The sequence below is a fragment of the Pseudomonas salmasensis genome (genome assembly GCF_014268375.2).
Lineage (GTDB): Bacteria > Pseudomonadota > Gammaproteobacteria > Pseudomonadales > Pseudomonadaceae > Aquipseudomonas > Aquipseudomonas salmasensis.
On the sequence record NZ_CP077083.1, the window covers coordinates 3,497,627 to 3,518,646 of the forward strand.

Below are 21,020 nucleotides of genomic sequence, written 5' to 3' on the forward strand. Positions count from 1 at the left end.
TACAGGTCGACTCGCTTGCCATAACAAGGTCGCCCAGCATGCCCCCGTCTCCTCAACGCCTCGCGCTCGCCATCACCCTGTTGGCCAGCGGTGGTTTCATCGAAGCAGCCGCAGCCAAAACCCTGCAGATCGACACGCCTACCACCCAGGGGCAAACCTTGGGGGGCAGTGATACGTTGACCACGTCGGCGCCTGGCAGCATTACAACCTCTGGGGTGGCGGTGACGCTCAAGGACGGCACCCGCGGTGCGGGGGTGGTGGTGACTAACGCGGGCAAGCTGGTCTCCAGTGGCGGTCGGGGTATCGACAGTTCAGGAAGTGTCAGCGGGGAGCGCAGGTACAGCATTTACAACCTTGCCGGCGGGGTGATCCAAGGCGCCAATGATGCGTTGCGCATCAACAGTAACTTTGCCAGCGGCAGCGTGCTGATCGACAACAGCGGCACCCTTCGCTCGGCCACCGGCCAAGGGCTGGACCTGGATGCGCTGCGCAGCAGCAACGTCACCACCACCATCATCAACCGTGCCGGTGGCTTGATTCGCGGGGAGGCCAGCGACGGCATGAAGACCGGCGCCAACGCCACTATCACTAACTACGGCGAGATTTCCACCGGCAATACCTTCTCCCGCGATGACAAGTTCGATGGCGTGGACGTCGACTCCGCCAGCGGCGTGACGGTCACCAACTATGGCCTGATTTCCGGTGGCCGCCATGGCATCACCACGGACGAGGGCGCCACGCTGACCAACTACGGCACGGTGATCGGTCGCAACGGCTCGGGCTTTGGTTCCGATGGCGACGGCACTGTGATCAACCACGGCACCATCACCGGCGCGTTCTCCGGGCTACAACCGGATGGCGACGGTGACGGTGTGGACATCGACAAGATCGCCCATATCGAAAACTACGGGGTCATCCAGGGCGTCGGTGCCGGTGGCGTGGACAAGAACGGCTTCGCCAACGGCAGCGAAGGGATCGCCCTGGGCGGTGGCTCTCTCTACAACGCCAAAGGCGCGTTGGTCAGTGGTGCCAACAATGCCATCCTGGTGGACGACGGCAGCGACGGGCCGGGGCTCGCGGCCACCACCCTGGAGAACCACGGCACGATTGAAGGCCTGGATGGCTTTGGCGTGAAGTTCGTCGGCAACTACGCCGACACGGTCATCAACAGCGGCACGATCAGCGCCAGCAATGGCCTGGCCCTGGACTTGGGCGGCGGTGACGACCACCTGATCTTGCGCAACGGCAGCCGCTTTATCGGCACGGTGGACGGCGGCAGCGGTTACGACCGACTGACCCTGGATGACGTCGCAGGGGGCAGTTTTGGCGATAGCCGCAACCTTGAATGGCTGGAGGTCAAGCAAGGCACCTGGACGTTGACCGGCCAGGGTGACTTCAGCGACGGCGGCGAGATTTCCAGCGGTGCCAAGCTGGTCAACCAAGGCGGGATTGCCGGTGATGTGACGGTCGACGCAGGCGGTGTGTATGCCGGCGGCGGCTCGGTGGGCAGCCTGGTGGTGAACGGCACGCTGCAGACCAACACCGCGCTGGGCACCGCCACCATCAACCGCGACTTGCGCATGGGCAGCGGCTCGAGCCTGGCCTATGGCGTCAACGCCGACGGCAGCAGCGCGCCGATCAAGGTCGGCGGCACCGCTTACCTCAATGGCGCGACCCTGGCGGTCAACCCCGGCGAAGGCACCTACCCCTGGCAAAGCCATTACAGCGTGCTGCAAGCCGGCAGCATCAATGGTACGTTTGGCAAGGTCACCAGCGACTACGCCTTCCTGACCCCGACCCTGGATTACAGCCCCACTCAGGTCGGCCTTACGTACACCCGTAACGACATCGCCTTCAACCAATTCGCCAGCACCGGCAATGGCGCCAACGCCGCCAACAGCCTGGCAGGCCTGGGCACGAACAACCCGCTGTACAACGCCCTGCTCAATACCACCACCGCCACAGCCGGTGCCGCCATCGAGCAACTGGCGGGCAGCAGCACCGCCAACCTCACCAGCGCCACCCTCAATGCCAGTGCGCAAGTGGGCAACAGCATGCTCGCCGCCATGCACCAAGTGGGCGGCGGTGCGGGACTGCTGGTGGGGCTCAATGACAAAGACACGCCGGTACTGGCCGCCACCGGCGTGCCCGCCGAGGTGCGCAACCTCAATGACCCGAACGCCCGCGGCCGCCTGTGGCTGCAAGGCATCGGCAGCTACGGCAAGCTCGATGGCGAGCACGGCAGCAACGGTTTGACCCAACGCACCAAAGGCACAGTGCTCGGCGCCGATTGGGCGCTGGACAGCGACTGGCGCCTGGGTGTGCTGGGCGGTTACTCCAAGACCGACCTGGACACCACCGGTGTGGACGGCAGCGTCGACAGCTGGCACGCCGGCGTCTATGCCCTGCGCCAGAGTGGCCCATTGGCGTTGCGACTGGGTGCGGCCTACAGCGGGCACCAGGGCGACAGTAAACGCACGGTGGCCTTCAACGGTTTTAACGACCGCCCCAAAGGCGACTATGACGCCAACAGCCAGCAGGCGTTTGCGGAACTGGGCTACGCCCTGGGCAGCGGCCGCTTGAGCGCAGAACCGTTCGCCAACCTCGGCTACCAGCGCTACCAGCGCGACGGCTATAACGAAAAAGGCGGTGCCGCTGCGCTGCACGTCGAGGGCCAGACCCAGGACAACGTCAGCAGCACCTTCGGCCTGCGCCTGGCGCACCTGAGCCAGCTGGACAACGGCGTCAGCCTCACACCCCGCGCCAGCGTTGGCTGGAAGCACACCTATGGCGATGTCGACAGCACCACACGCCAGGCTTTCCTGGCCGGTGGCACCGCCTTCAATGTGCAAGGCAGCGCCCTGGACCGCGACAGCCTGTTGCTCGAAGCGGGCCTGGACGTAGGCTTATCCGCCCGTCATCGACTGGGCCTGGGCTATACCGGCGAAGTGGGCAGCAACAGCCGCAACCATGCGCTGACTGGCCAATGGCAGATGAGTTTTTAATCGCACCGTACTAGAGACAACTCCCGCACATCAGCGGTCGATAGCCTGACAGTTATCCCCCCGCACCTCGCCTAAATTCCCGGCCTCATTCATCAGAGGTTGGGAATTCATGCCCTTTACACTTCAAAGAATCGCAATCGTCATCGGCCTGGCAATGGCCGCGAGTTTTCAGCCCGCCCATGCGCGAGGCGATATCGAATACAGGCCCTATGGGAGCCATCCCTACGACGCGGCCGACTATAGCGGGGCGTTTATCCCCGAGTTCGAAGCGCCGCCCCTTCCACCGCCCTTCGACGGATTCCTCACCCAGCAGGCCACTTCGCACAATGGCCTGCAGGTTGCCAAGGTGCTGGAGCCAGCAGTGATTCAATTGGTGGCCTCCGGCGAACTGGATTCGCAAGACCTCAAGGAGCTGCAGAAATCACTTGAGCAATTGAGTAAGCAGCCCGGAGGGATCGGCGCAGCCCTTGAGCAACTGGCCGCCAGCCAAAACGCCAACCTGGCCACCGCAACCCAGGCCACCACCCAGCACCTGAGCCGCCAATTGCTCGCCACCCTGCGCACACTGCCGACTGACGACGACGGCCACTTCTGGGTGCAAGGCCTGGGCAACGGCGGCAGCCTAGACGCACAACACGGCAGCGCCGGCTTGAAACACGATACCCAAGGCCTGTTGCTGGGCGCCGACTGGGCGGTCGACCCTGCCTGGCGGGTGGGTGTCATGGGCGCCAAGACCTCCAGCCGCTTCAATGCCCCGCGCTATGCCGCCGACTTGGACAGTTGGCACTTGGGCGGCTACGCCGTGCGCCAGGACGGCCCCTTCGCTCTGCGCCTGGGGGCGATCTACAGCAACCATGCCGGGCAGAACAAACGCAGCGTCAGCCTGCTCAATTACCACGACTCGCTCAAAAGCAAATACAACGCCAGCAGCCAGACACTGTTCTCCGAACTGGGTTATCAATTGGGCAGCGGTGATTCCAGTGTCGAACCCTTCGTCGGCCTCGGCTACCAACGCTACCAGCGCGACCGTTTCAAAGAGAGCGGCGGCGTAACCGCATTGAACGTTGGCCCCCAAACCCAGCGAAATCTGAACAGCACCTTTGGCCTGCGCCTGGCAACGCTGTATCGCTTCGACAACAACATGAGCCTCACGCCCCACCTCAGCACAAGCTGGAAACACCTCTACGGCGACGTCAACAGCCAGGTCCGCCAAACCTCGCGCTATGCGCCGGGCCTGATCGACGGTTACACCATCACCGGCACCGCCCTGGACCGCGATAGCTTCGACCTGCAAGCAGGCCTGGACCTTGCCTTGTCCACCCAACACAGCGTCGGCCTGACCTATACCAGCCAAGCCGGCAACCATGGCCACGACCAAGGCCTGATGGGCCAGTGGAACATCAGCTTCTAAGCCCGTGAACGCCTGAATTGCAGGCGAAAAAAAAGGGGAGCACCTGCCCCCCCGAGGATTAAACGTTAGTTTCGAAGGCTGTGATCAGCCTTCGATCTCAATCAGGATTTCGCCAGGGTTCACCCGGTCGCCCTTGGCCACATGCACAGCGCTCACCTTGCCGGCAATCGCTGCCTGCACTTCGGTTTCCATCTTCATGGCTTCGGTAATCAGCACGGCCTGGCCGGCCTTGACCACGTCGCCGACCTTGACCAGCACATCGACGATATTGCCCGGCATCGCCGTGCTGACATGGCCCGGCTCGGTGGCGTGCTTGCGCTTGCTGCCGCCGCTGCTGACAAACTCGTTGAGCGGCTCGAACACCACTTCTTCCGGCATGCCGTCGATGGACAGGTAGAAGTGGCGCTTGCCTTCGGCCTTCACGCCGACACCGGTGATATCCACGCGGTAGCTTTCGCCGTGCACGTCGATGACGAACTCGGTCGGCACGCCTTCGCCGCCAGCACGGGCCACGCCGCCCGCTTCCGGGATCGGCAACAGCACTTCAGGAGCCAGGGTGCCGGCGTCGCGCTCTTCGAGGAACTTGCGCCCGATGTCCGGGAACATGGCGTAGGTCAGCACGTCTTCTTCGGACTTGGCCAATGCGCCGATTTCGCCGCGCAGCTTGGTCATTTCCGGCTTGAGCAAATCCGCCGGGCGCACGTCGATCACGTCTTCGCTGCCGATGGCCTGGCGGCGCAGTTTTTCATTCACCGTGCCCGGCGCCTTGCCGTAACCGCCTTGCAGGTAGAGCTTCACTTCGTTGGTGATGGTCTTGTAGCGCTCACCGGCCAGCACGTTGAAGAACGCCTGGGTGCCAACGATCTGCGAGGTCGGCGTTACCAGCGGCGGGAAGCCGAGGTCTTCACGGACTCGCGGGATCTCGGCCAGCACTTCGCTCATGCGGTTCAGAGCGCCCTGCTCTTTGAGCTGGTTGGCCAGGTTGGAGATCATCCCGCCCGGCACCTGGTTGACTTGCACACGGGTGTCGACGGCGGTGAATTCGCTTTCGAACTGGTGGTATTTCTTGCGCACGGCGTAGAAGTACAGGCCGATCTCTTGCAGCAGTTCCAGGTCGAGGCCGGTGTCGAACTCGCTGCCTTTAAGGGCCGCTACCATCGACTCGGTGCCCGGATGGCTGGTGCCCCAGGCAAAGCTGGAGATGGCCGTGTCGATATGGTCGGCACCGTTTTCGATGGCCTTGAGTTGGCACATCGCGGCCAGGCCGGCGGTGTCGTGGGAGTGGATAAAAATCGGCAGGTTCTGTTCGGCTTTGAGTGCCTTGACCAGTTCGCCGGTGGCGTAGGGCGTGAGCAGGCCAGCCATGTCCTTGATCGCGATAGAGTCGCAACCCATGGCTTCCAATTGCTTGGCCTGGGCCACGAACGCCTCCACGGTATGCACCGGGCTGGTGGTGTAGGCGATGGTGCCTTGTGCATGTTTGCCAGCGGCCTTGACCGCTTCAATGGCCACGCGCAGGTTACGCACGTCGTTCATTGCATCGAAAATGCGGAACACGTCGATACCGTTGACCGCCGCCTTGGCCACGAAGGCCTTGACCACGTCGTCGCTGTAGTGGCGGTAGCCCAGCAGGTTCTGGCCGCGCAGCAGCATTTGCAGGCGCGTGTTAGGCAACGCGGCACGCAGTTGGCGCAGGCGCTCCCACGGGTCTTCCTTGAGGAAGCGCACACAGGCGTCGAAGGTCGCGCCGCCCCAGACTTCCAGGGACCAGTAGCCGACTTTGTCGAGCTTGTCGCAGATGGGCAGCATGTCGTCGGTGCGCATGCGGGTGGCCAGCAACGATTGGTGGGCGTCGCGCAGGATGGTGTCGGTTACGAAGATCTTCTTGCTCATTGTTATATTCCTCACAGGCCTGCGTGGGCGGCGATGGCGGCGGCGATGGCCAGGGCCAGCTCTTCGGGTTTGCGCTTGATCGAGTAGTTGGTCAGCTCAGGGTGGCTTTCCACAAAACTTGTATTGAACTGGCCGCTACGGAATTCCGGGTTGCGCAGGATTTCCTGGTAGTAGGCGGCGGTGGTCTTCACGCCTTGCAGGCGCATGTCGTCCAGGGCACGCAGGCCGCGGTCCATGGCTTCTTCCCAGGTCAACGCCCACACCACCAGTTTCAGGCACATGGAGTCGTAGAACGGCGGGATGGTGTAGCCGGTGTAGATCGCCGTGTCGGTACGTACGCCGGGGCCGCCGGGGGCGTAGTAACGGGTGATCTTGCCGAAGCTTGGGAGGAAGTTGTTCTTCGGGTCTTCGGCGTTGATGCGAAACTGCAACGCGAAACCACGGTGCTGGATGTCTTCCTGCTTGACCGACAACGGCAGGCCGGAGGCGATGCGGATTTGCTCGCGAACGATATCGATGCCGGTGATTTCTTCGGTGATGGTGTGCTCCACCTGCACCCGGGTGTTCATCTCCATGAAGTACACCTCGCCCTCGGCGAGCAGGAACTCCACGGTGCCGGCGTTCTCGTAGCCCACGGCCTTGGCAGCGCGCACCGACAGGTCACCGATGTAGGCACGCTGTTCCGGGGTCAGTTGCGGGCTGGGGGCGATTTCGATCAGCTTCTGGTTGCGACGCTGGATCGAGCAATCACGCTCGAACAGGTGCACCACGTTGCCAAAGCTGTCACCGAGGATTTGCGCCTCGATGTGCTTGGGATTGACGATGCATTTTTCCAGGAACACTTCCGCCGAACCGAAGGCCTTGGTGGCTTCGGAAATCACGCGGGGGAAGGCTTGTTCAAGTTCTTCGCGACTGTTGCAACGGCGAATGCCACGCCCGCCACCACCGGAGGTGGCCTTGAGCATCACCGGGTAACCGATGCGGTCGCCTTCGGTAAGGGCTTCATGGATGTCGGCGACGTTGCCTTCGGTGCCCGGCGTAACCGGCACACCGGCCTTGATCATGCTGCGGCGCGCTTCGGTCTTGTCGCCCATGCGGCGAATCACTTCTGCCGAGGGGCCGATAAACTTGATGCCGCGTTCGGCACAGATGTCTGCCAACTCGGCGTTTTCCGACAGGAAGCCGTAGCCGGGGTGCAGCGCATCGCAACCGGTTTCCACCGCCAGGTTCACCAGCTTGCGCGGGTTCAAGTAACCGGCCAATGGCTCGGCACCGATGCTGTGGGCTTCGTCGGCACGCTTGACGTGTAACGCGTGGCGGTCGGCGTCCGAATAAACCGCGACCGAGCGAATGCCCATCTCGGCGCAGGCACGCACGATTCGTACGGCAATTTCACCACGGTTGGCGATCAGGATCTTTTTTATCACTTGGAAATTCCCTTGAGCCGATTTGCGTGCTTCGACCCGTTGCAGCCGGGCCGGCGCGTGACCAAATGTTTCATGACAGTCGCGAGACACACACTATGCGCACAGGAGAATTAACAAAAATCAATAATTATTGGGTTGTGTATAAGTAAAGACTTATAGTTGGCCGGACGACCAAGGGGCAAAGGGCTTATAAAATGCGTAAGTCATTGATGCGTATGACATTGCGTCAATTGCAGATCTTCAATGAAGTGTGTGATTTGCGTTCCTACAGCCGTGCCGCCGAGGAAATGTCCCTCACCCAACCGGCGGTCAGCCTGCAAATTCGCCAGCTGGAAGAACTGGTCGGCCAGCCGCTGTTCGACTATGTCGGCAAAAAACTCTACATGACCGAGGCTGCCGAAGCCCTGCAACGGGCCAGCCGCGATATTTTCGGGCGCCTGGAAAACCTCGATATGCAGCTGTCTGACATGCAGGGCTCGTTGCAAGGCCAACTGAAACTGGCGGTGGAATCCAGCGCCAAGTATTTCGTGCCGCACCTGTTCGCCGCCTTCAAGCGCCAGCATCCGGAAGTGCAATTGCAGCTCACGGTGGTCAACCGTGCCCAGGTGATCCGCAGGCTCTCGGACAACCGCGACGACCTGGTGATCATGTCCATGGTGCCCCAGGACATGGGCCTGGAGTTCTTGCCGTTTCTCAACAACCCGATTGTGGCCGTGGCATTGCCGGATCATCCCCTGAGCCTGCAAGGGCCGCTGCGCCTGCAAGACCTGGAGCCTTACACCCTGCTGATCCGCGAACCGGGCTCTGGCACGCGGCTGGCCTGCGAAGAGTACTTCAAGGAAAAACGCGTGCACTTCACCCAGACGGTAGAAGTGGCCTCGGCGGAGGCACAGCGTGAGTGCGTGGCAGCAGGGTTGGGCGTGGCCCTGCTGACGCGCCACGCCTTGAACCTGGAGCTGGCCACCGGCGGGCTCAAGGAGCTGCCGGTGGAAGAACTGCCGCTGTACCGCAGTTGGTGCCTGGTGCAGGCCAAGGCTAAACGCCTGTCACCGGTGGCCCATGCGTTCCTGGGCTTTATTCGCAGCGAACGGGTGCAGATCAGCGCGCTGGCTGAGCGTTTCGCTGGGCAGCCACGGGTGCCTGCCAATGCAGTTCCGGGTAGTCACTGATGCTCTGGAGCAACTGGCGCTCTTCGCAACGGTCTTCGATGGCGCGACGGAACGCCATGCGGCGCTGGTCTTCCTGCTGACGACGGGTCTTGACGGTGCTGTTGCTGTCTTCGTAGGGCCGGGTCATTTGGAGTCTCCCAATGCGAGTACGGGGAGTACAGGATGGGCGTGGGGGATGACGGTTTGGCGGCGCGGGGGTTACAGGATGATGAATCTTGCGCATATGGCGCAAACCCATGTGGGAGCTGGCTTGCCTGCGATAGCGGCCTGCCAGTCGCCATCTTATTAACTGACCCATCGCTATCGCAGGCAAGCCAGCTCCCACATTTTGACCAAGTATGGCCTGGGCTTAGTCGTCGAGGGCTTTGACGGATTTTGGCGAGAGGCGAAGGCTGCGCAAGCTGCGCTTCACGCTCTTGAGGTGGTTGACCAGGCTCGGGCCACGGGCCATGGCCACGCCCATCGCCAGCACGTCGATCACCACCAGATGGGCAATGCGTGAGGTCAGCGGCGTGTAGATCTCGGTGTCTTCATGCACGTCGATCGCCAGGTTCACCGTGGACAGTTCCGCCAATGGCGTCTGGCTCGGGCACAGGGTGATCAGCGAAGCGCCGCTCTCACGCACCAGGTTGGCGGTGATCAGCAGGTCTTTGGAACGACCCGATTGGGAAATGCAGATGGCCACGTCAGTGGGCTTCAAGGTCACCGCCGACATGGCTTGCATGTGCGGGTCGCTGTAGGCCGCGGCGGTCAGCAGCAGGCGGAAGAACTTGTGCTGGGCATCGGCCGCCACCGCGCCGGACGCGCCAAAGCCGTAGAACTCGACGCGCTGGGCCTGGGACATTGCGGTCACGGCCTTTTGCAGCTCCACCGGGTCGAGCTTCTCACGCACTTCCATCAGGGTGTGCAAGGTGGTGTCGAAGATTTTCAGGCTGTAGTCGGCGACGGAGTCGTCTTCATGGATCGCAAACTGGCCGAAGCTGGCACCGGCAGCCAGGCTTTGCGCCAGCTTGAGTTTCAGATCCTGAAACCCGGAGCAACCAATGGCGCGGCAGAAGCGCACGATGGTCGGCTCACTGATGCCCACGCTGTGGGCCAGGTCGGCCATGGAACTGTGCATCACGGCCGCAGGGTCAAGCAGCACATGATCGGCAACCTTGAGTTCCGATTTGCGTAACAGGTGGCGCGACTGGGCGATATGTTGCAACAGGTTCAAAGGGCAGGACTCTTGTTATTGGCAGACGCCAGGGATGTAGCAAGCTTGTAGTTATACTACAAGAATTGTCGTTTTGCCCGTTCGATGCATCACTAAATCGCCCCGCTCCCCCCTGATTCAGAGGGCAGGCGCTATGTAGCCATAAAGGCGGCCTACGCTGCGTTAAGAAAAATCTGCGTTTTTGCGTAACAAATCCGCCAGCCCTTCAGCCCGCATGGGCGGGCTGATCAGGTAACCCTGTACCTCGTCACACTGCTCGCCGCGCAGGAAATCCAGCTGCTGCTGATCCTCCACACCTTCGGCCACTACCTTGAGCGCCAACCCGTGGGCCATGGCGATGATCGCGCGGGTGATGGCCGCATCCTCGCGTCCCTGGCCAAGCCCGCGAATAAAGGCCTGGTCGATCTTTACGTAGTCCACCGGGATGCGCTTGAGGTAGCTGAGGGATGAGTAACCGGTGCCAAAGTCGTCGATGGCCAGCTTCACCCCCAGGTCACGCAACTGCTGGAAGGTGGCGATGATGTGTTCAACGCTGTCGAGCAACTGGCTTTCGGTCAGTTCCAGCTCCAGGTACTGCGGGTCCAGTTCGGTTTCTTCCAGCACTTGGCGCACCAGGCTGACCAGCTTGCCCTGGCGCAGCTGATGCACCGACAAGTTGACCGACACGCGAATCGGCGCCAGCCCCTGGCGCTGCCATTCGCAGGCCTGCCAGCAGGCCTGGCGCAGCACAAATTCGCCCAACGGTACGATCAAGCCGGTTTCTTCCGCCAAACCGATAAAGTCACTCGGCGGCACCATCCCCCACTGCGGATGCTCCCAGCGGACCAACGCCTCGGCAGCCTTCAGCTTGCCAGTGGCCAGGCACAGCTTGGGTTGGTAGAACACCGTGAGCTGACGCTCGTCGATGGCTTTGCGCAGGTGGTTTTCCAGCTGCAAACGCTCCAGGGTGCTGGCTTGCAGGCTGTCGGTGAAGAACTGGAAATTATTCCCGCCCAAATGCTTGGCATGCTGCATCGCCATATTCGCCTGGCTGACCAGTGCAGAAATTTCCCGTGCGTTATCCGGCAACAGGCTGACACCCATCGAGGCGCTAACCACCAGTTCATGCCCCTCCACGTTCACCGGCACGCGCAGTTTCGCCAGCAACCGGGTCGCCACCCGCGCCAGGCTCGATAAGTTGCCATAGGCATCGAACAGCACGGCGAATTCATCCCCGGACAGGCGCGCGATGGTGTCGGCCTCCGGCAGCGCGTTGATCAAGCGCCGCGCCATTTTCTGCAGCAGTTGGTCGGCCACTTCATGGCCCAGGCTGTCATTGAGCAACTTGAAGCGGTCGAGGTTGATATGCAGCAGCGCCAGGCTGCGACCGCCTTGGCGCACGCGCTGGTGAGCTTCGCGCAGCCGTTCGCGAAACAGCGAACGGTTGGCCAGGCCGGTCAACTCGTCGTAGTGCGTGAGGTAGCGCATGCGCTCCTCCGACTCACGCCGCGCGGAAAGATCGGCGAAAAACCCGACGATATGACTGACGTTACCCCGTACATCGCGCACCACGTTCAGCTGTAGCCATTGCGGGTAGAGTTCGCCGTTCTTGCGCGTTTCCACCAATTCGCCCTGCCACGTGCCGTGGCTGAGCAATGCCTGGCGGATCAGCGGGAAGTGGCGCCGGGCATCGCGACTGCAGGGCAGTTCCACGACGTTGCGGCCAAGCATGTCGTCGATGTCGAAACCGGTGACACGGCTGAACGCCTGGTTCACGGCGATCAACGCATAGTTTGGGTCGAGGATCACAATGCCTTCGCTGGCCGCCTCGAACACCGTCGACGCCAGGCGTTGCTGCTCTTCCACCGCCTTGGCGGCGCTGATGTCACGGCGCGTGCCAAGCATACGGATGACCCGGCCACTGGGAGTGCGCTCCACGGCGCGCCCGCGGTCTTGGATCCACACCCAATGCCCATCGCCATGACGTATCCGGTATTCCACCTGATAGTCCTCGCTGCGGCCTTTGAGATGCTCGACCAGCGCGTGTTTGAGCAAGGGCACATCGTCAGGGTGCAGGCGCGGTTTGAGGTGGCTGAGCATCGCCGTGACGTATTCGGGCTCCAAGCCGAACAACTCTTTGAGTTGTGTGTGGTGGACCTCGTCGGTTTGCAGGTTCCAGTCCCACAGGCCCAGTTCACTGGCTTGCAGGGCCATGGCTAGGCGCGCTTCGCTTTTACTCAATGCGAGGCTTGCAGCATCCAATTGCTGGCTGCGTTGCGCCACACGGTCTTGCAGGCCGACCTGGGCTTCGCGCAAGTCCTGCTCCACCTCGCGGCGCTGCTCGACTTCGCGCACCAGCTCCAGGTTCAACTGCTCACTGCGTTGCTGCGCCTGCTGTAGATGCTCGATCAGGGCCTGGTTCTGGAAACGGCGCAACAGCCCGCGCTGGATCAGGCGGTTGACCTGCCACGCAACCAGGCTCAGGGACGCCAGCAAGATCAGGCCGAGCACGCCCCAGCCTTGTTGCTGCGGTGTGCCATTCCAGAACAGGTAGACGATGGCCGGCACCAGGCACGGCAAGGCAAACGACAGGTAGGCCCACAGGCTCACGGCATAGGCCACGCTGGCCGACAAGGTGGCGGCGCCGATCAGGCCAAACACCCAGGCCTGATGCATGAAGCTGTCCGTGGGCACCAGGGCAATGGCCGCAACGGAGAGGGTCAGGCCACTGACCGCCGAGCCGAGCATGAACATACGGCGCCACACGGGCTGGGCCTGCCGGCTGGGCATGGCCGAATCAAAGGCCGCCACTTGGATTACGCGCATCGCCACCAGGGCGAGCAGCCAGAGCAGCCAGACGCTGTCCAGCAGGTACTGATCGGGGTTCCACAGCAACCAGGCGCAGACCAGGCCATTGACCAGCATCAGCAGCGTCGGCAGCAACGACCCCTGATAGAGCAGGCGCGTGCGCTCAACCGCGATTTCGGTTGCATAGTGTTTACGGATGACCTGTGCTGGGGCCGGCGAGGGGCCAAACAGGTCGGTGCTAAGGGTCATAGGCGGTGTTCTTATAATGGTGAGCCCGAAACGTCGACGGAGCATACACAAGCAAGCGCCTGGGCCAAACTGCTGCAAGTCATAAAAACCTGCTGCGATTGGCCGCAAACCTTTGGCCCAGACCGCTTGAGCAAGACACGGCACGGGCTGCGGCCGATGACCAACCGGTCATCACCCCCGCCAGAATGCTCGCCCGTCGATAGCGTGCAGGCGTTTTGCATCGACCATCCGGCATTGGGATTTGCCCAGGCCCCCCAAGGCCCATAGAATGCGTCGATGCGCGATGATCTCTCTCTTTTGCTGAACTCCCTCAATGATGCCCAACGCCAGGCCGTAGCGGCCCCCGTTGGCCGTCAGTTGGTCCTGGCCGGTGCTGGCTCCGGTAAAACCCGAGTGCTGGTGCACCGTATCGCCTGGTTGATCCAGGTCGAAAACGCGTCCCCGCATTCCATCCTGTCGGTGACCTTCACCAACAAGGCCGCTGCCGAGATGCGCCATCGCATCGAGCAGTTGATGGGCATCAGCCCGGCCGGCATGTGGGTGGGCACCTTCCACGGCCTGGCGCACCGCCTGTTGCGGGCGCATTGGCAGGAAGCGGGGCTGAGCCAGACCTTCCAGATTCTCGACAGCGACGACCAGCAACGCCTGGTCAAGCGCGTGATCCGCGAGCTGGGCCTGGACGAACAACGCTGGCCGGCGCGCCAGGCGCAGTGGTTTATCAACGGCCAGAAAGACGAAGGCCTGCGCCCGCAACATATCCAGGCCAGCGGCGACCTGTTCCTGGCCACCATGCGCAGCATTTATGAAGCCTATGAAGCGGCCTGCGTGCGTGCTGGCGTCATCGACTTCTCCGAACTGCTGCTGCGTGCCCTCGACCTGTGGCGCGACAACCCCGGTTTGCTGGCCCATTACCAAAAACGCTTCCGCCACATTCTGGTGGACGAGTTCCAGGACACCAACGCCGTGCAGTACGCCTGGTTGCGGCTGCTGGCCAAGGGCGGCGACAGCCTGATGGTGGTGGGCGATGACGACCAGTCGATCTACGGCTGGCGTGGCGCGAAAATCGAGAACATCTACCAGTATTCCGAAGACTTCCCGGACGCGGTGACCATCCGCCTGGAGCAGAATTACCGCTCCACCGCCGGGATCCTCAAGGCGGCCAACGCCTTGATCGCCAACAACACCGGGCGCCTGGGCAAAGAGCTGTGGACCGACGGCGGCGAAGGCGAAGCGATCAACCTGTACGCGGCGTTCAATGAGCACGATGAAGCGCGCTACGTGGTGGAAACCATCGAAAGCGCACTGAAAACCGGCCTGGCCCGCAGCGATATCGCGATTCTGTACCGCTCCAACGCCCAATCGCGGGTGCTGGAAGAAGCCTTGCTGCGCGAGCGCATCCCGTACCGCATCTACGGCGGCCAGCGCTTCTTCGAACGTGCCGAAATCAAGAACGCCATGGCCTACCTGCGCTTGCTGGAAGGCCGGGGGAACGATGCGGCGCTGGAGCGGGTGATCAATATCCCGGCCCGCGGCATTGGCGAGAAAACCGTCGAAGCGATCCGCGACCATGCGCGCCATGCCGATGTGTCGATGTGGGAAGCCATGCGCTTGCTGATCGCCAACAAAGGCCTGACTGGCCGTGCTGCCGGGGCGTTGGGGGTGTTTGTCGAGCTGATCGAGAACCTGGCCGCCAAGTGCGCAGAAATGCCGCTGCACCTGATGACCCAGACTGTCATCGAGCAGTCCGGGCTGATCGCCTATCACGAAGCGGAAAAAGGCGAGAAAGGCCAGGCCCGGGTAGAAAACCTTGAGGAACTGGTCAGCGCCGCTCGCGCGTTCGAAAACACCGAGGACGACGAAGAGCTGACGCCGCTCGCCGCCTTCCTGGGCCACGCCTCGCTGGAAGCCGGCGATACCCAGGCCGACGAGCATGAAGACAGCATCCAGCTGATGACCTTGCACAGCGCCAAGGGCCTGGAATTCCCTTACGTGTTCCTGGTGGGCATGGAAGAAGGCCTGTTCCCCCACAAGATGAGCTTGGAAGAACCCGGCCGTCTTGAAGAAGAACGCCGCCTGGCCTACGTGGGTATTACCCGGGCGATGCAGAACCTGGTGATGACCTACGCCGAGACCCGACGCCTGTACGGCAGCGAAACCTACAACAAGGTGTCGCGCTTCGTACGTGAGGTGCCTAAGGGGCTGATCCAGGAAGTGCGCTTGTCCAACAGCGTCAGCCGCCCGTTCGGCGGTGGCCAGCAACAGAACTCCAGCAGCATGTTTGCCGGCTCCGAAATACCGGAAACCCCGTTCAGCCTGGGCCAGCAGGTCAAGCATGCGATCTTCGGCGAGGGCGTGATCCTCAACTTCGAAGGCGCCGGCGCCCAGGCCCGGGTGCAGGTGAACTTCGCCGAGGGCAGCAAGTGGCTGATGATGGGTTACGCCAAGCTCGAAGCGGTCTGAACCCCACTCCTGTAGGAGCGAGCTTGCTCGCGAAGAACGCACAGACAATGCGTTCATCCAGAATGCCCGCGTAATCGTTGACGATTTTCGCGAGCAAGCTCGCTCCTACAGGAAGATACGGCTGCGCCCTTGTATTTCACGTGTGCGGGCCAATATCTGTAATCAGTCCTACAAACCCTTCGGATTTGGTCTTACGCAAAAGCCCGAAACATTATGCCGCTAGCCACTGCCACGACACCTGTGCAACATGGCGCGCGTGCAATCCACAAATGGGAATTCCCTATATGAAACGTTTTCTTAGCATCGCCATGGCGTTGTGCATCGGCCTGACGATGAGCCTCGACGCCAACGCCAAACGCTTCGGTGGCGGCAAAAGCTCGGGCGCGGCACCGACTCACCAGACCAGCCAAATGGCTCCATCCGCCGGTGCGGGCGGTGCTGCAGCGACTGCAGGCGCAGCCGGTGCCGCTGGCGCTGCTGCCAAGGCCGGCGGTGCTTCGCGCTGGCTGGGCCCACTGGCCGGCATCGCCGCCGGTGGCCTGCTGGCGTCCATGTTCATGGGCGACGGCTTCCAGGGCATTCAGATCTTCGACATCCTGATCATGGGCGTCATCGCCTTTTTGGTCTTCCGCTTTATTGCCGCCCGTCGCCGCAAGCAGCAGGAGCACCTGGCTCCAGCCGGCGCGCCAATGCAGCGTGAAGCGTTCGAACAGAAGCCTGCCATGGGTTCGATCTTCGGTGGTTCGGCAGCTCCTGCCGCTCGTCCGGTGATCAACGCACCGGCTTGGTTCAACGAAGAGCGTTTCGTCGAAGCGGCCCGCAGCCACTTCCAGTCCCTGCAACAGCACTGGGACGCCAACGAAATGGACAAGATCTCCGAGTTCGTGACCCCGCAGCTGCTGGAGTTCCTCAAGCGCGAACGTGCCGAGATCGGTGACGCCTTCCAGTCCACCTACATCGACGACCTGCGCGTACAGCTCGACGGCGTGGATGATCGCGCCGACAAGACTATCGCTACCCTGACCTTCAGCGGTGTGTCGAAGTCCTCGCGTTTCGACCAGGGCGAAGTTTTCAGCGAAAGCTGGAACATGGAACGCGCCCAGGGCGAAGACCAGCCATGGCTGGTCGCCGGTATCCGCCAGAACGGCTAATACCTGCGCGTTTGAGCAAGCGGTAACAAAAACCCCGGACATGTCCGGGGTTTTCTATTTCACGGTTGCACTTATAGCGAGCTACTGTATAAAACGCCCCTATAAACCGCGCCATCTAGCAAGAGGATCCCGGCCGTGGAAGAAATCATCGAACAACTGCGTGAAGCCAACGAACCGGTCCCGGTTCCTTTGGAGCTACCTGACGAAGACCAACTGGTGGAGATCGAGGAACAACTGTTCATCGACATCCCCTTTGTCTTCCGCGAATTCCTGCTGACCGTCAGTGACGTGGTCTATGGCAGCCTGGAGCCAGTGACCGTCACCGACCCGCAGTCCCACACCTACCTGCCGGACGTTGCCGCCAACGCCTGGGATGCCGGTGTTGATCGCAGCCTGATCCCTATCTGCCAGGACGGCGATGACTACTACTGCGTCGAAGAAGACGGCACGGTGGTGTTGTGGTCCGCCGAAGAAGAACTCGTCCAGGAAGAAACCTGGGAATCGGTGTGGCACTGGGCGCGGGACGTCTGGCTGGAAAGCTGAGTCCCTTGTAGGAGCCGAGCTTGCTCGCGAGAAACCTGAGGGCGCTGCTGGGTGTCAGGTTTCCCGCGTTATCGTTAACGATCTTCGCGAGCAAGCTCGCTCCTAGTGTGTGTCCTTGTGGTTATCCAGCGTCTCCAGCAACGCAACCTGCATCCGCGTATGCACACGGATAAACCAGCGCCAGAGCACTGCCGCCACCGCCGCCGTGACCACGGCAATCAGCACCAGCAACTTGTTGGTCGGCAGAATACTGGCCGACAAGGCTGCCAATAGCAGGAAGATCACCAGCAGCGACAAGAGGGGAATAAGCTCGGCAATCACCCGTCGCACACGCTGGGTATGCCGCCCGGCCATTTCCGGCTTCACGCTCATCTCCGCCAGCAGCATCGACAGCGCCTTGAGCTTGCGATACGCCGCAATCAGGAACGGCAACGACACCAGCAGCGCCCCGCCCCAGATCAACGCCTTCTGCCAACTCTGATCGCTGACCCAGCCCTGTAGATACCCACCGATGCGCTCCGCGAAAAAGCTGCCGGCAAAGAAGATCGCGATCACCAACGCCAGGTTTACCCCGACCTGCAGGATGATCTTGCGGATCATCGCGGCCAACATTGCCCCCTCGCCCTGAGGCTGAATGCTGCGCAGCCATTCGCCATACATGCCGAACACCCGGCTCATACGCTTGGGCATCACCGCCGCGATCTTCAATGACAGTGGGTCCGCGCCACGGATCAGGTAGGGCGTGAGCAGCGTGGTGATCGCCGAAACGGCCACCGCCACTGGGTACAGAAAGTCGCTGGTAACCTGTAGCGTCATCCCCAACGCCGCGATGATGAAAGAAAACTCGCCAATTTGTGACAGCCCCATACCCACCCGCAGCGAGGTGCGACCATCGTTGCCGGCAATGAACGCGCCCAGTCCGCAAGACAACATCTTGCCCAGCACCACGGCCACGGTGATCACCGCAATGGGCCAGGCGTATTGCAGCAGTATCTGCGGGTCGATCATCAAGCCAATCGCCACGAAAAAAATTGCGCTGAACATGTCGCGAACAGGCTCGATCAAGCCCTCGATCTTAATCAACTGTCGGGATTCCGCCATGATCGCGCCGATCAAAAAGGCCCCGAGCACCATGCTGTATTCCAACTTCACCACCAGCAGGCAGAAACCGAAGCACAGGCCCAACACGGTGATCAGCAGCATCTCGTTGCTTTCGAACTTGGCCACATAGGCCAGCAGGCGCGGCACCAGCAAAATACCAATCACCAGGGCGACGATCATGAACAACGAGAGCTTGCCGACCGTGGAGAACACCTCGCCGGAGCTGACCGTGCCACTGACGGCAATGCTCGACAGCAAGGCAATGATGCCGATACCCAGGATGTCCTCCACAATCAGCACACCGAAAATCAGCTGGGCGAACCGCTGGTCTTTCATCTTCAGGTCGTTGAGGGCCTTGACGATAATAGTGGTCGAGGAGATTGCCAGGATCGCGCCGAGGAACAGCGAGTCCATGGTGCTCCAGTCGAACCAGCGGCCGATCTCGTAGCCGATCCAGATCATCAGCACGATTTCCAGGAACGCCGCGATAAACGCCGTGGCCCCTACCTTGAAAAGCTTGCGCAGGCTGAATTCCAGGCCCAGGCAGAACATCAGGAAGATCACCCCCAGCTCGGCCAGCGTCTTGATCGTGTCTTCATCGTGGATCAGCCCAAACGGCGGGGTGTGGGGGCCGATAATGAAGCCGGCGACGATGTAGCCCAGCACCACTGGCTGCTTGAAACGGTGAAACAGGATGGTGACCACCCCTGCCACCAGCATGATCACGGCCAAGTCCTGGATAAAGCTGATGGCGTGCATGGCGAGGGGCTCCTTGAGGGTGCCGGCGCTTTTCCCACTTCCGGCCGCGCCTTTGTAGGGTCGGAAAAGTCTGCCTTGATCGTAAGAAAAGCCCTGAGAAGGGCTTTTGAAGGGTAACACCGCGACTTCTGCTGGAAAGCCGGTGCAATATATGGAAACAGATCGCTGCGCGCGTGACGGCAAGCCGCCTGACGGCGTCCCGTTAGGGATGGCGCTGCAAAGACCTTGAGTACCCGCAGAGGTGCCTTCCCCCCAACCAATGCCTACAACCCGTGAGTGTGCTATGGAACCCGGAAACGCCCAGCTGTCGATGACGGTACTGATGACCCCTGACATGGCCAACTTCTCTGGCAATGTGCACGGCGGCACGCTGCTCAAGTACCTCGACGAAGTGGCCTACGCCTGCGCCAGCCGTTATGCCGGTCGTTATGTGGTCACGTTGTCGGTAGACCAGGTGATCTTTCGCGAGCCGATCCATGTCGGTGAACTGGTGACCTTCCTGGCGTCGGTCAACTACACCGGCAATACGTCGATGGAAGTGGGCATCAAGGTGGTGACCGAGAACATCCGTGAACGCTCGGTGCGCCATACCAACAGCTGCTTCTTCACCATGGTGGCTGTGGACGACCAGCGCAAACCTGCCGCTGTACCGCCGTTGCAGCCGCAGAACAGCGAAGACAAGCGCCGCTTTGTGCAGGCCCAGCAGCGTCGGCAGATTCGCCAGGAATTGGAAAAGCGCTACCGGGAAATCAAAGCCGACGCGCCATAATTTGTAAACCCAATCAAAATGTGGGAGCGGGCTTGCTCGCGAATGCGGTGCGCCAGTCAATACATGTGTGACTGATCCACCGCATTCGCAGGCAAGCCCGCTCCCACATTGGGTTCTGGGTGCTTACAGGCTGATCGGTGTAGCTTCGAAGCGCACACGCGGATGGGCAATACGGTCCTGGGCCCGCACCAGTTCCAGTTCATAACTGGCGCAGGCCTGGGTTTCCAGCAGCACTTCATGCACGGCCGCGGCGGTGAATTCAAAGGCAGCCACCAGGCTATCACCCAACAGCACCCGCGCCAGGAACAGCCCGGACGTCAGGTCGCCGACGCCCACTGGCTGACGCGGAAACGCCAGCAGGGGCCGGCGCAAGTGCCAGCTGCCATCAGCCGTCACCAAGAGCATTTCAAACCCTTCTGGCAGTTTGCCTGGGTAATCCAGGTGCTTGACCAACACCGCCTTGGGCCCACGCGCCAGCAAGGCCTTGGCCATCGCCAGGCAATCGAACAGCGATTGCGGTTTGCGCCCGGCGAAACTGTCCAGCTCCAGTTGGTTGGGGCACAGGAAGTCCGCCATGGCGGCGGCTTCATCCAACAGGAAATCGCTGACCTCCTGCGGCACGATGCAACCCTTTTCCGGGTGGCCCATCACCGGGTCGCACAGGTACAGCGCCTTGGGGTTGATCGCCTTGATGCGCGCCACACCGCTGAGGATGGCGCGGCCCTGGTCTGCACTGCCCAGGTATCCGGACAGCACCGCATCACAGTTGCCCAGCTCGCCAATCGCGGCGATGCCCTCCACCAATGCAGGAATTTGCTGCGGCGCCAGCACTTCGCCCGCCCACTGTCCATACTGTGTGTGGTTGGAGAACTGCACCGTGTTGAGCGGCCAGACGTTCACCCCGACCCGCTGCATGGGGAACACGGCGGCGCTGTTTCCGGCATGGCCAAAGACCACATGAGACTGGATCGCAAGCAGGTGAGGTGTACGTTTCATGCGGGAGATTTCCGTAAAACCGTTGGATTTCTGGCCGAGCAGTATGCGACTAAACGCAGCCTGTACGACAGACCGGCGACACAG

The 21,020-nt window shown here is 61.6% G+C and carries 14 protein-coding genes; 7 read left to right on the top strand and 7 right to left on the bottom strand.

What is annotated here, in order from left to right:
• The first annotated feature begins 38 nt into the window (after nucleotides 1–38).
• Both HU731_RS15760 and HU731_RS15765 read left to right on the top strand, forming a co-directional pair.
• Entirely contained in the window at nucleotides 39–3,005 is a 2,967-nt protein-coding gene (locus tag HU731_RS15760) for an autotransporter outer membrane beta-barrel domain-containing protein (RefSeq protein ID WP_186609581.1), read from the top strand.
• A 109-nt stretch (nucleotides 3,006–3,114) separates the two neighbouring features.
• Nucleotides 3,115–4,416: an autotransporter outer membrane beta-barrel domain-containing protein gene (locus HU731_RS15765; protein ID WP_186609582.1), complete on the top strand. Its 1,302-nt coding sequence runs from the start codon at nucleotides 3,115–3,117 to the stop codon at nucleotides 4,414–4,416.
• Nucleotides 4,417–4,500: 84 nt separating this feature from the next.
• Here the strand turns inward: HU731_RS15765 and oadA are convergent, their stop codons facing one another.
• Nucleotides 4,501–6,309, bottom strand: a complete 1,809-nt coding sequence (gene oadA, locus HU731_RS15770) for a sodium-extruding oxaloacetate decarboxylase subunit alpha (protein ID WP_003195730.1) — start codon at nucleotides 6,307–6,309, stop codon at nucleotides 4,501–4,503.
• Nucleotides 6,310–6,320: 11 nt separating this feature from the next.
• Entirely contained in the window at nucleotides 6,321–7,736 is a 1,416-nt protein-coding gene (locus tag HU731_RS15775) for an acetyl-CoA carboxylase biotin carboxylase subunit (protein WP_003195732.1), read from the bottom strand.
• Nucleotides 7,737–7,930: 194 nt separating this feature from the next.
• Here HU731_RS15775 and HU731_RS15780 point away from each other — a divergent pair, with 194 nt between their 5' ends.
• Nucleotides 7,931–8,905, top strand: a complete 975-nt coding sequence (locus HU731_RS15780; protein WP_014720552.1) for a LysR family transcriptional regulator — start codon at nucleotides 7,931–7,933, stop codon at nucleotides 8,903–8,905.
• Here the strand turns inward: HU731_RS15780 and HU731_RS15785 are convergent.
• The 3 genes from HU731_RS15785 to HU731_RS15795 form a co-directional block, all read right to left on the bottom strand.
• The gene (locus HU731_RS15785) at nucleotides 8,835–9,032 is read right to left on the bottom strand and encodes a PA3496 family putative envelope integrity protein (protein ID WP_073526287.1); all 198 of its coding nucleotides are present in this window, start codon (nucleotides 9,030–9,032) and stop codon (nucleotides 8,835–8,837) included. The genes HU731_RS15780 and HU731_RS15785 overlap by 71 nt on opposite strands.
• 222 nt (nucleotides 9,033–9,254) lie before the next feature.
• Nucleotides 9,255–10,121 carry a transcriptional regulator HexR gene (hexR, locus tag HU731_RS15790; RefSeq protein WP_003177007.1) on the bottom strand — a complete coding sequence of 289 codons (867 nt, stop codon included), beginning with the start codon at nucleotides 10,119–10,121 and terminating at the stop codon, nucleotides 9,255–9,257.
• Between the two features lie 162 nt (nucleotides 10,122–10,283).
• Nucleotides 10,284–13,157 (bottom strand): EAL domain-containing protein, encoded by a 2,874-nt coding sequence (locus HU731_RS15795; RefSeq protein ID WP_186607511.1) that lies wholly within the window; start codon nucleotides 13,155–13,157, stop codon nucleotides 10,284–10,286.
• A gap of 276 nt (nucleotides 13,158–13,433) precedes the next feature.
• Between HU731_RS15795 and uvrD the strand changes: the two genes are divergently transcribed.
• The 3 genes from uvrD to HU731_RS15810 all read left to right on the top strand — a co-directional run bounded on the left by uvrD (nucleotide 13,434) and on the right by HU731_RS15810 (nucleotide 17,311).
• Nucleotides 13,434–15,617, top strand: coding sequence for a DNA helicase II (uvrD, locus tag HU731_RS15800; protein ID WP_014720554.1), 2,184 nt, complete (start codon nucleotides 13,434–13,436; stop codon nucleotides 15,615–15,617).
• Nucleotides 15,618–15,901: 284 nt separating this feature from the next.
• Complete coding sequence (locus HU731_RS15805) at nucleotides 15,902–16,768, top strand: Tim44 domain-containing protein (protein ID WP_186607510.1); 867 nt, start codon at nucleotides 15,902–15,904, stop codon at nucleotides 16,766–16,768.
• A gap of 135 nt (nucleotides 16,769–16,903) precedes the next feature.
• A complete protein-coding gene (locus tag HU731_RS15810; protein WP_003195742.1) occupies nucleotides 16,904–17,311 on the top strand; it encodes an SMI1/KNR4 family protein in 408 nt (135 codons plus the stop codon).
• Nucleotides 17,312–17,413: 102 nt separating this feature from the next.
• Here the strand turns inward: HU731_RS15810 and HU731_RS15815 are convergent, their stop codons facing one another.
• Nucleotides 17,414–19,171: a cation:proton antiporter gene (locus tag HU731_RS15815; RefSeq protein ID WP_186607509.1), complete on the bottom strand. Its 1,758-nt coding sequence runs from the start codon at nucleotides 19,169–19,171 to the stop codon at nucleotides 17,414–17,416.
• A gap of 283 nt (nucleotides 19,172–19,454) precedes the next feature.
• Here HU731_RS15815 and HU731_RS15820 point away from each other — a divergent pair, with 283 nt between their 5' ends.
• Nucleotides 19,455–19,940, top strand: a complete 486-nt coding sequence (locus HU731_RS15820) for an acyl-CoA thioesterase (RefSeq protein WP_003195747.1) — start codon at nucleotides 19,455–19,457, stop codon at nucleotides 19,938–19,940.
• A 123-nt stretch (nucleotides 19,941–20,063) separates the two neighbouring features.
• On the opposite strand, the gene pdxY is transcribed toward HU731_RS15820, so the two are convergent.
• Nucleotides 20,064–20,936 carry a pyridoxal kinase PdxY gene (pdxY, locus tag HU731_RS15825; RefSeq protein ID WP_003195749.1) on the bottom strand — a complete coding sequence of 291 codons (873 nt, stop codon included), beginning with the start codon at nucleotides 20,934–20,936 and terminating at the stop codon, nucleotides 20,064–20,066.
• Between the last annotated feature and the right edge of the window lie 84 nt (nucleotides 20,937–21,020).

What these genes read in the sequence shown, in the direction of transcription:
- HU731_RS15765 (WP_186609582.1), top strand. Translation starts at nt 3,115, where the DNA reads ATGCCCTTTACACTTCAAAGAATCGCAATCGTCATCGGCCTGGCAATG.
- HU731_RS15815 (WP_186607509.1), bottom strand. Translation starts at nt 19,171, where the DNA reads ATGCACGCCATCAGCTTTATCCAGGACTTGGCCGTGATCATGCTGGTG.
- HU731_RS15760 (WP_186609581.1), top strand. Translation starts at nt 39, where the DNA reads ATGCCCCCGTCTCCTCAACGCCTCGCGCTCGCCATCACCCTGTTGGCC.
- HU731_RS15785 (WP_073526287.1), bottom strand. Translation starts at nt 9,032, where the DNA reads ATGACCCGGCCCTACGAAGACAGCAACAGCACCGTCAAGACCCGTCGT.
- HU731_RS15780 (WP_014720552.1), top strand. Translation starts at nt 7,931, where the DNA reads ATGCGTAAGTCATTGATGCGTATGACATTGCGTCAATTGCAGATCTTC.
- HU731_RS15795 (WP_186607511.1), bottom strand. Translation starts at nt 13,157, where the DNA reads ATGACCCTTAGCACCGACCTGTTTGGCCCCTCGCCGGCCCCAGCACAG.
- pdxY (WP_003195749.1), bottom strand. Translation starts at nt 20,936, where the DNA reads ATGAAACGTACACCTCACCTGCTTGCGATCCAGTCTCATGTGGTCTTT.
- uvrD (WP_014720554.1), top strand. Translation starts at nt 13,434, where the DNA reads ATGCGCGATGATCTCTCTCTTTTGCTGAACTCCCTCAATGATGCCCAA.
- HU731_RS15820 (WP_003195747.1), top strand. Translation starts at nt 19,455, where the DNA reads ATGGAACCCGGAAACGCCCAGCTGTCGATGACGGTACTGATGACCCCT.
- oadA (WP_003195730.1), bottom strand. Translation starts at nt 6,309, where the DNA reads ATGAGCAAGAAGATCTTCGTAACCGACACCATCCTGCGCGACGCCCAC.
- HU731_RS15805 (WP_186607510.1), top strand. Translation starts at nt 15,902, where the DNA reads ATGAAACGTTTTCTTAGCATCGCCATGGCGTTGTGCATCGGCCTGACG.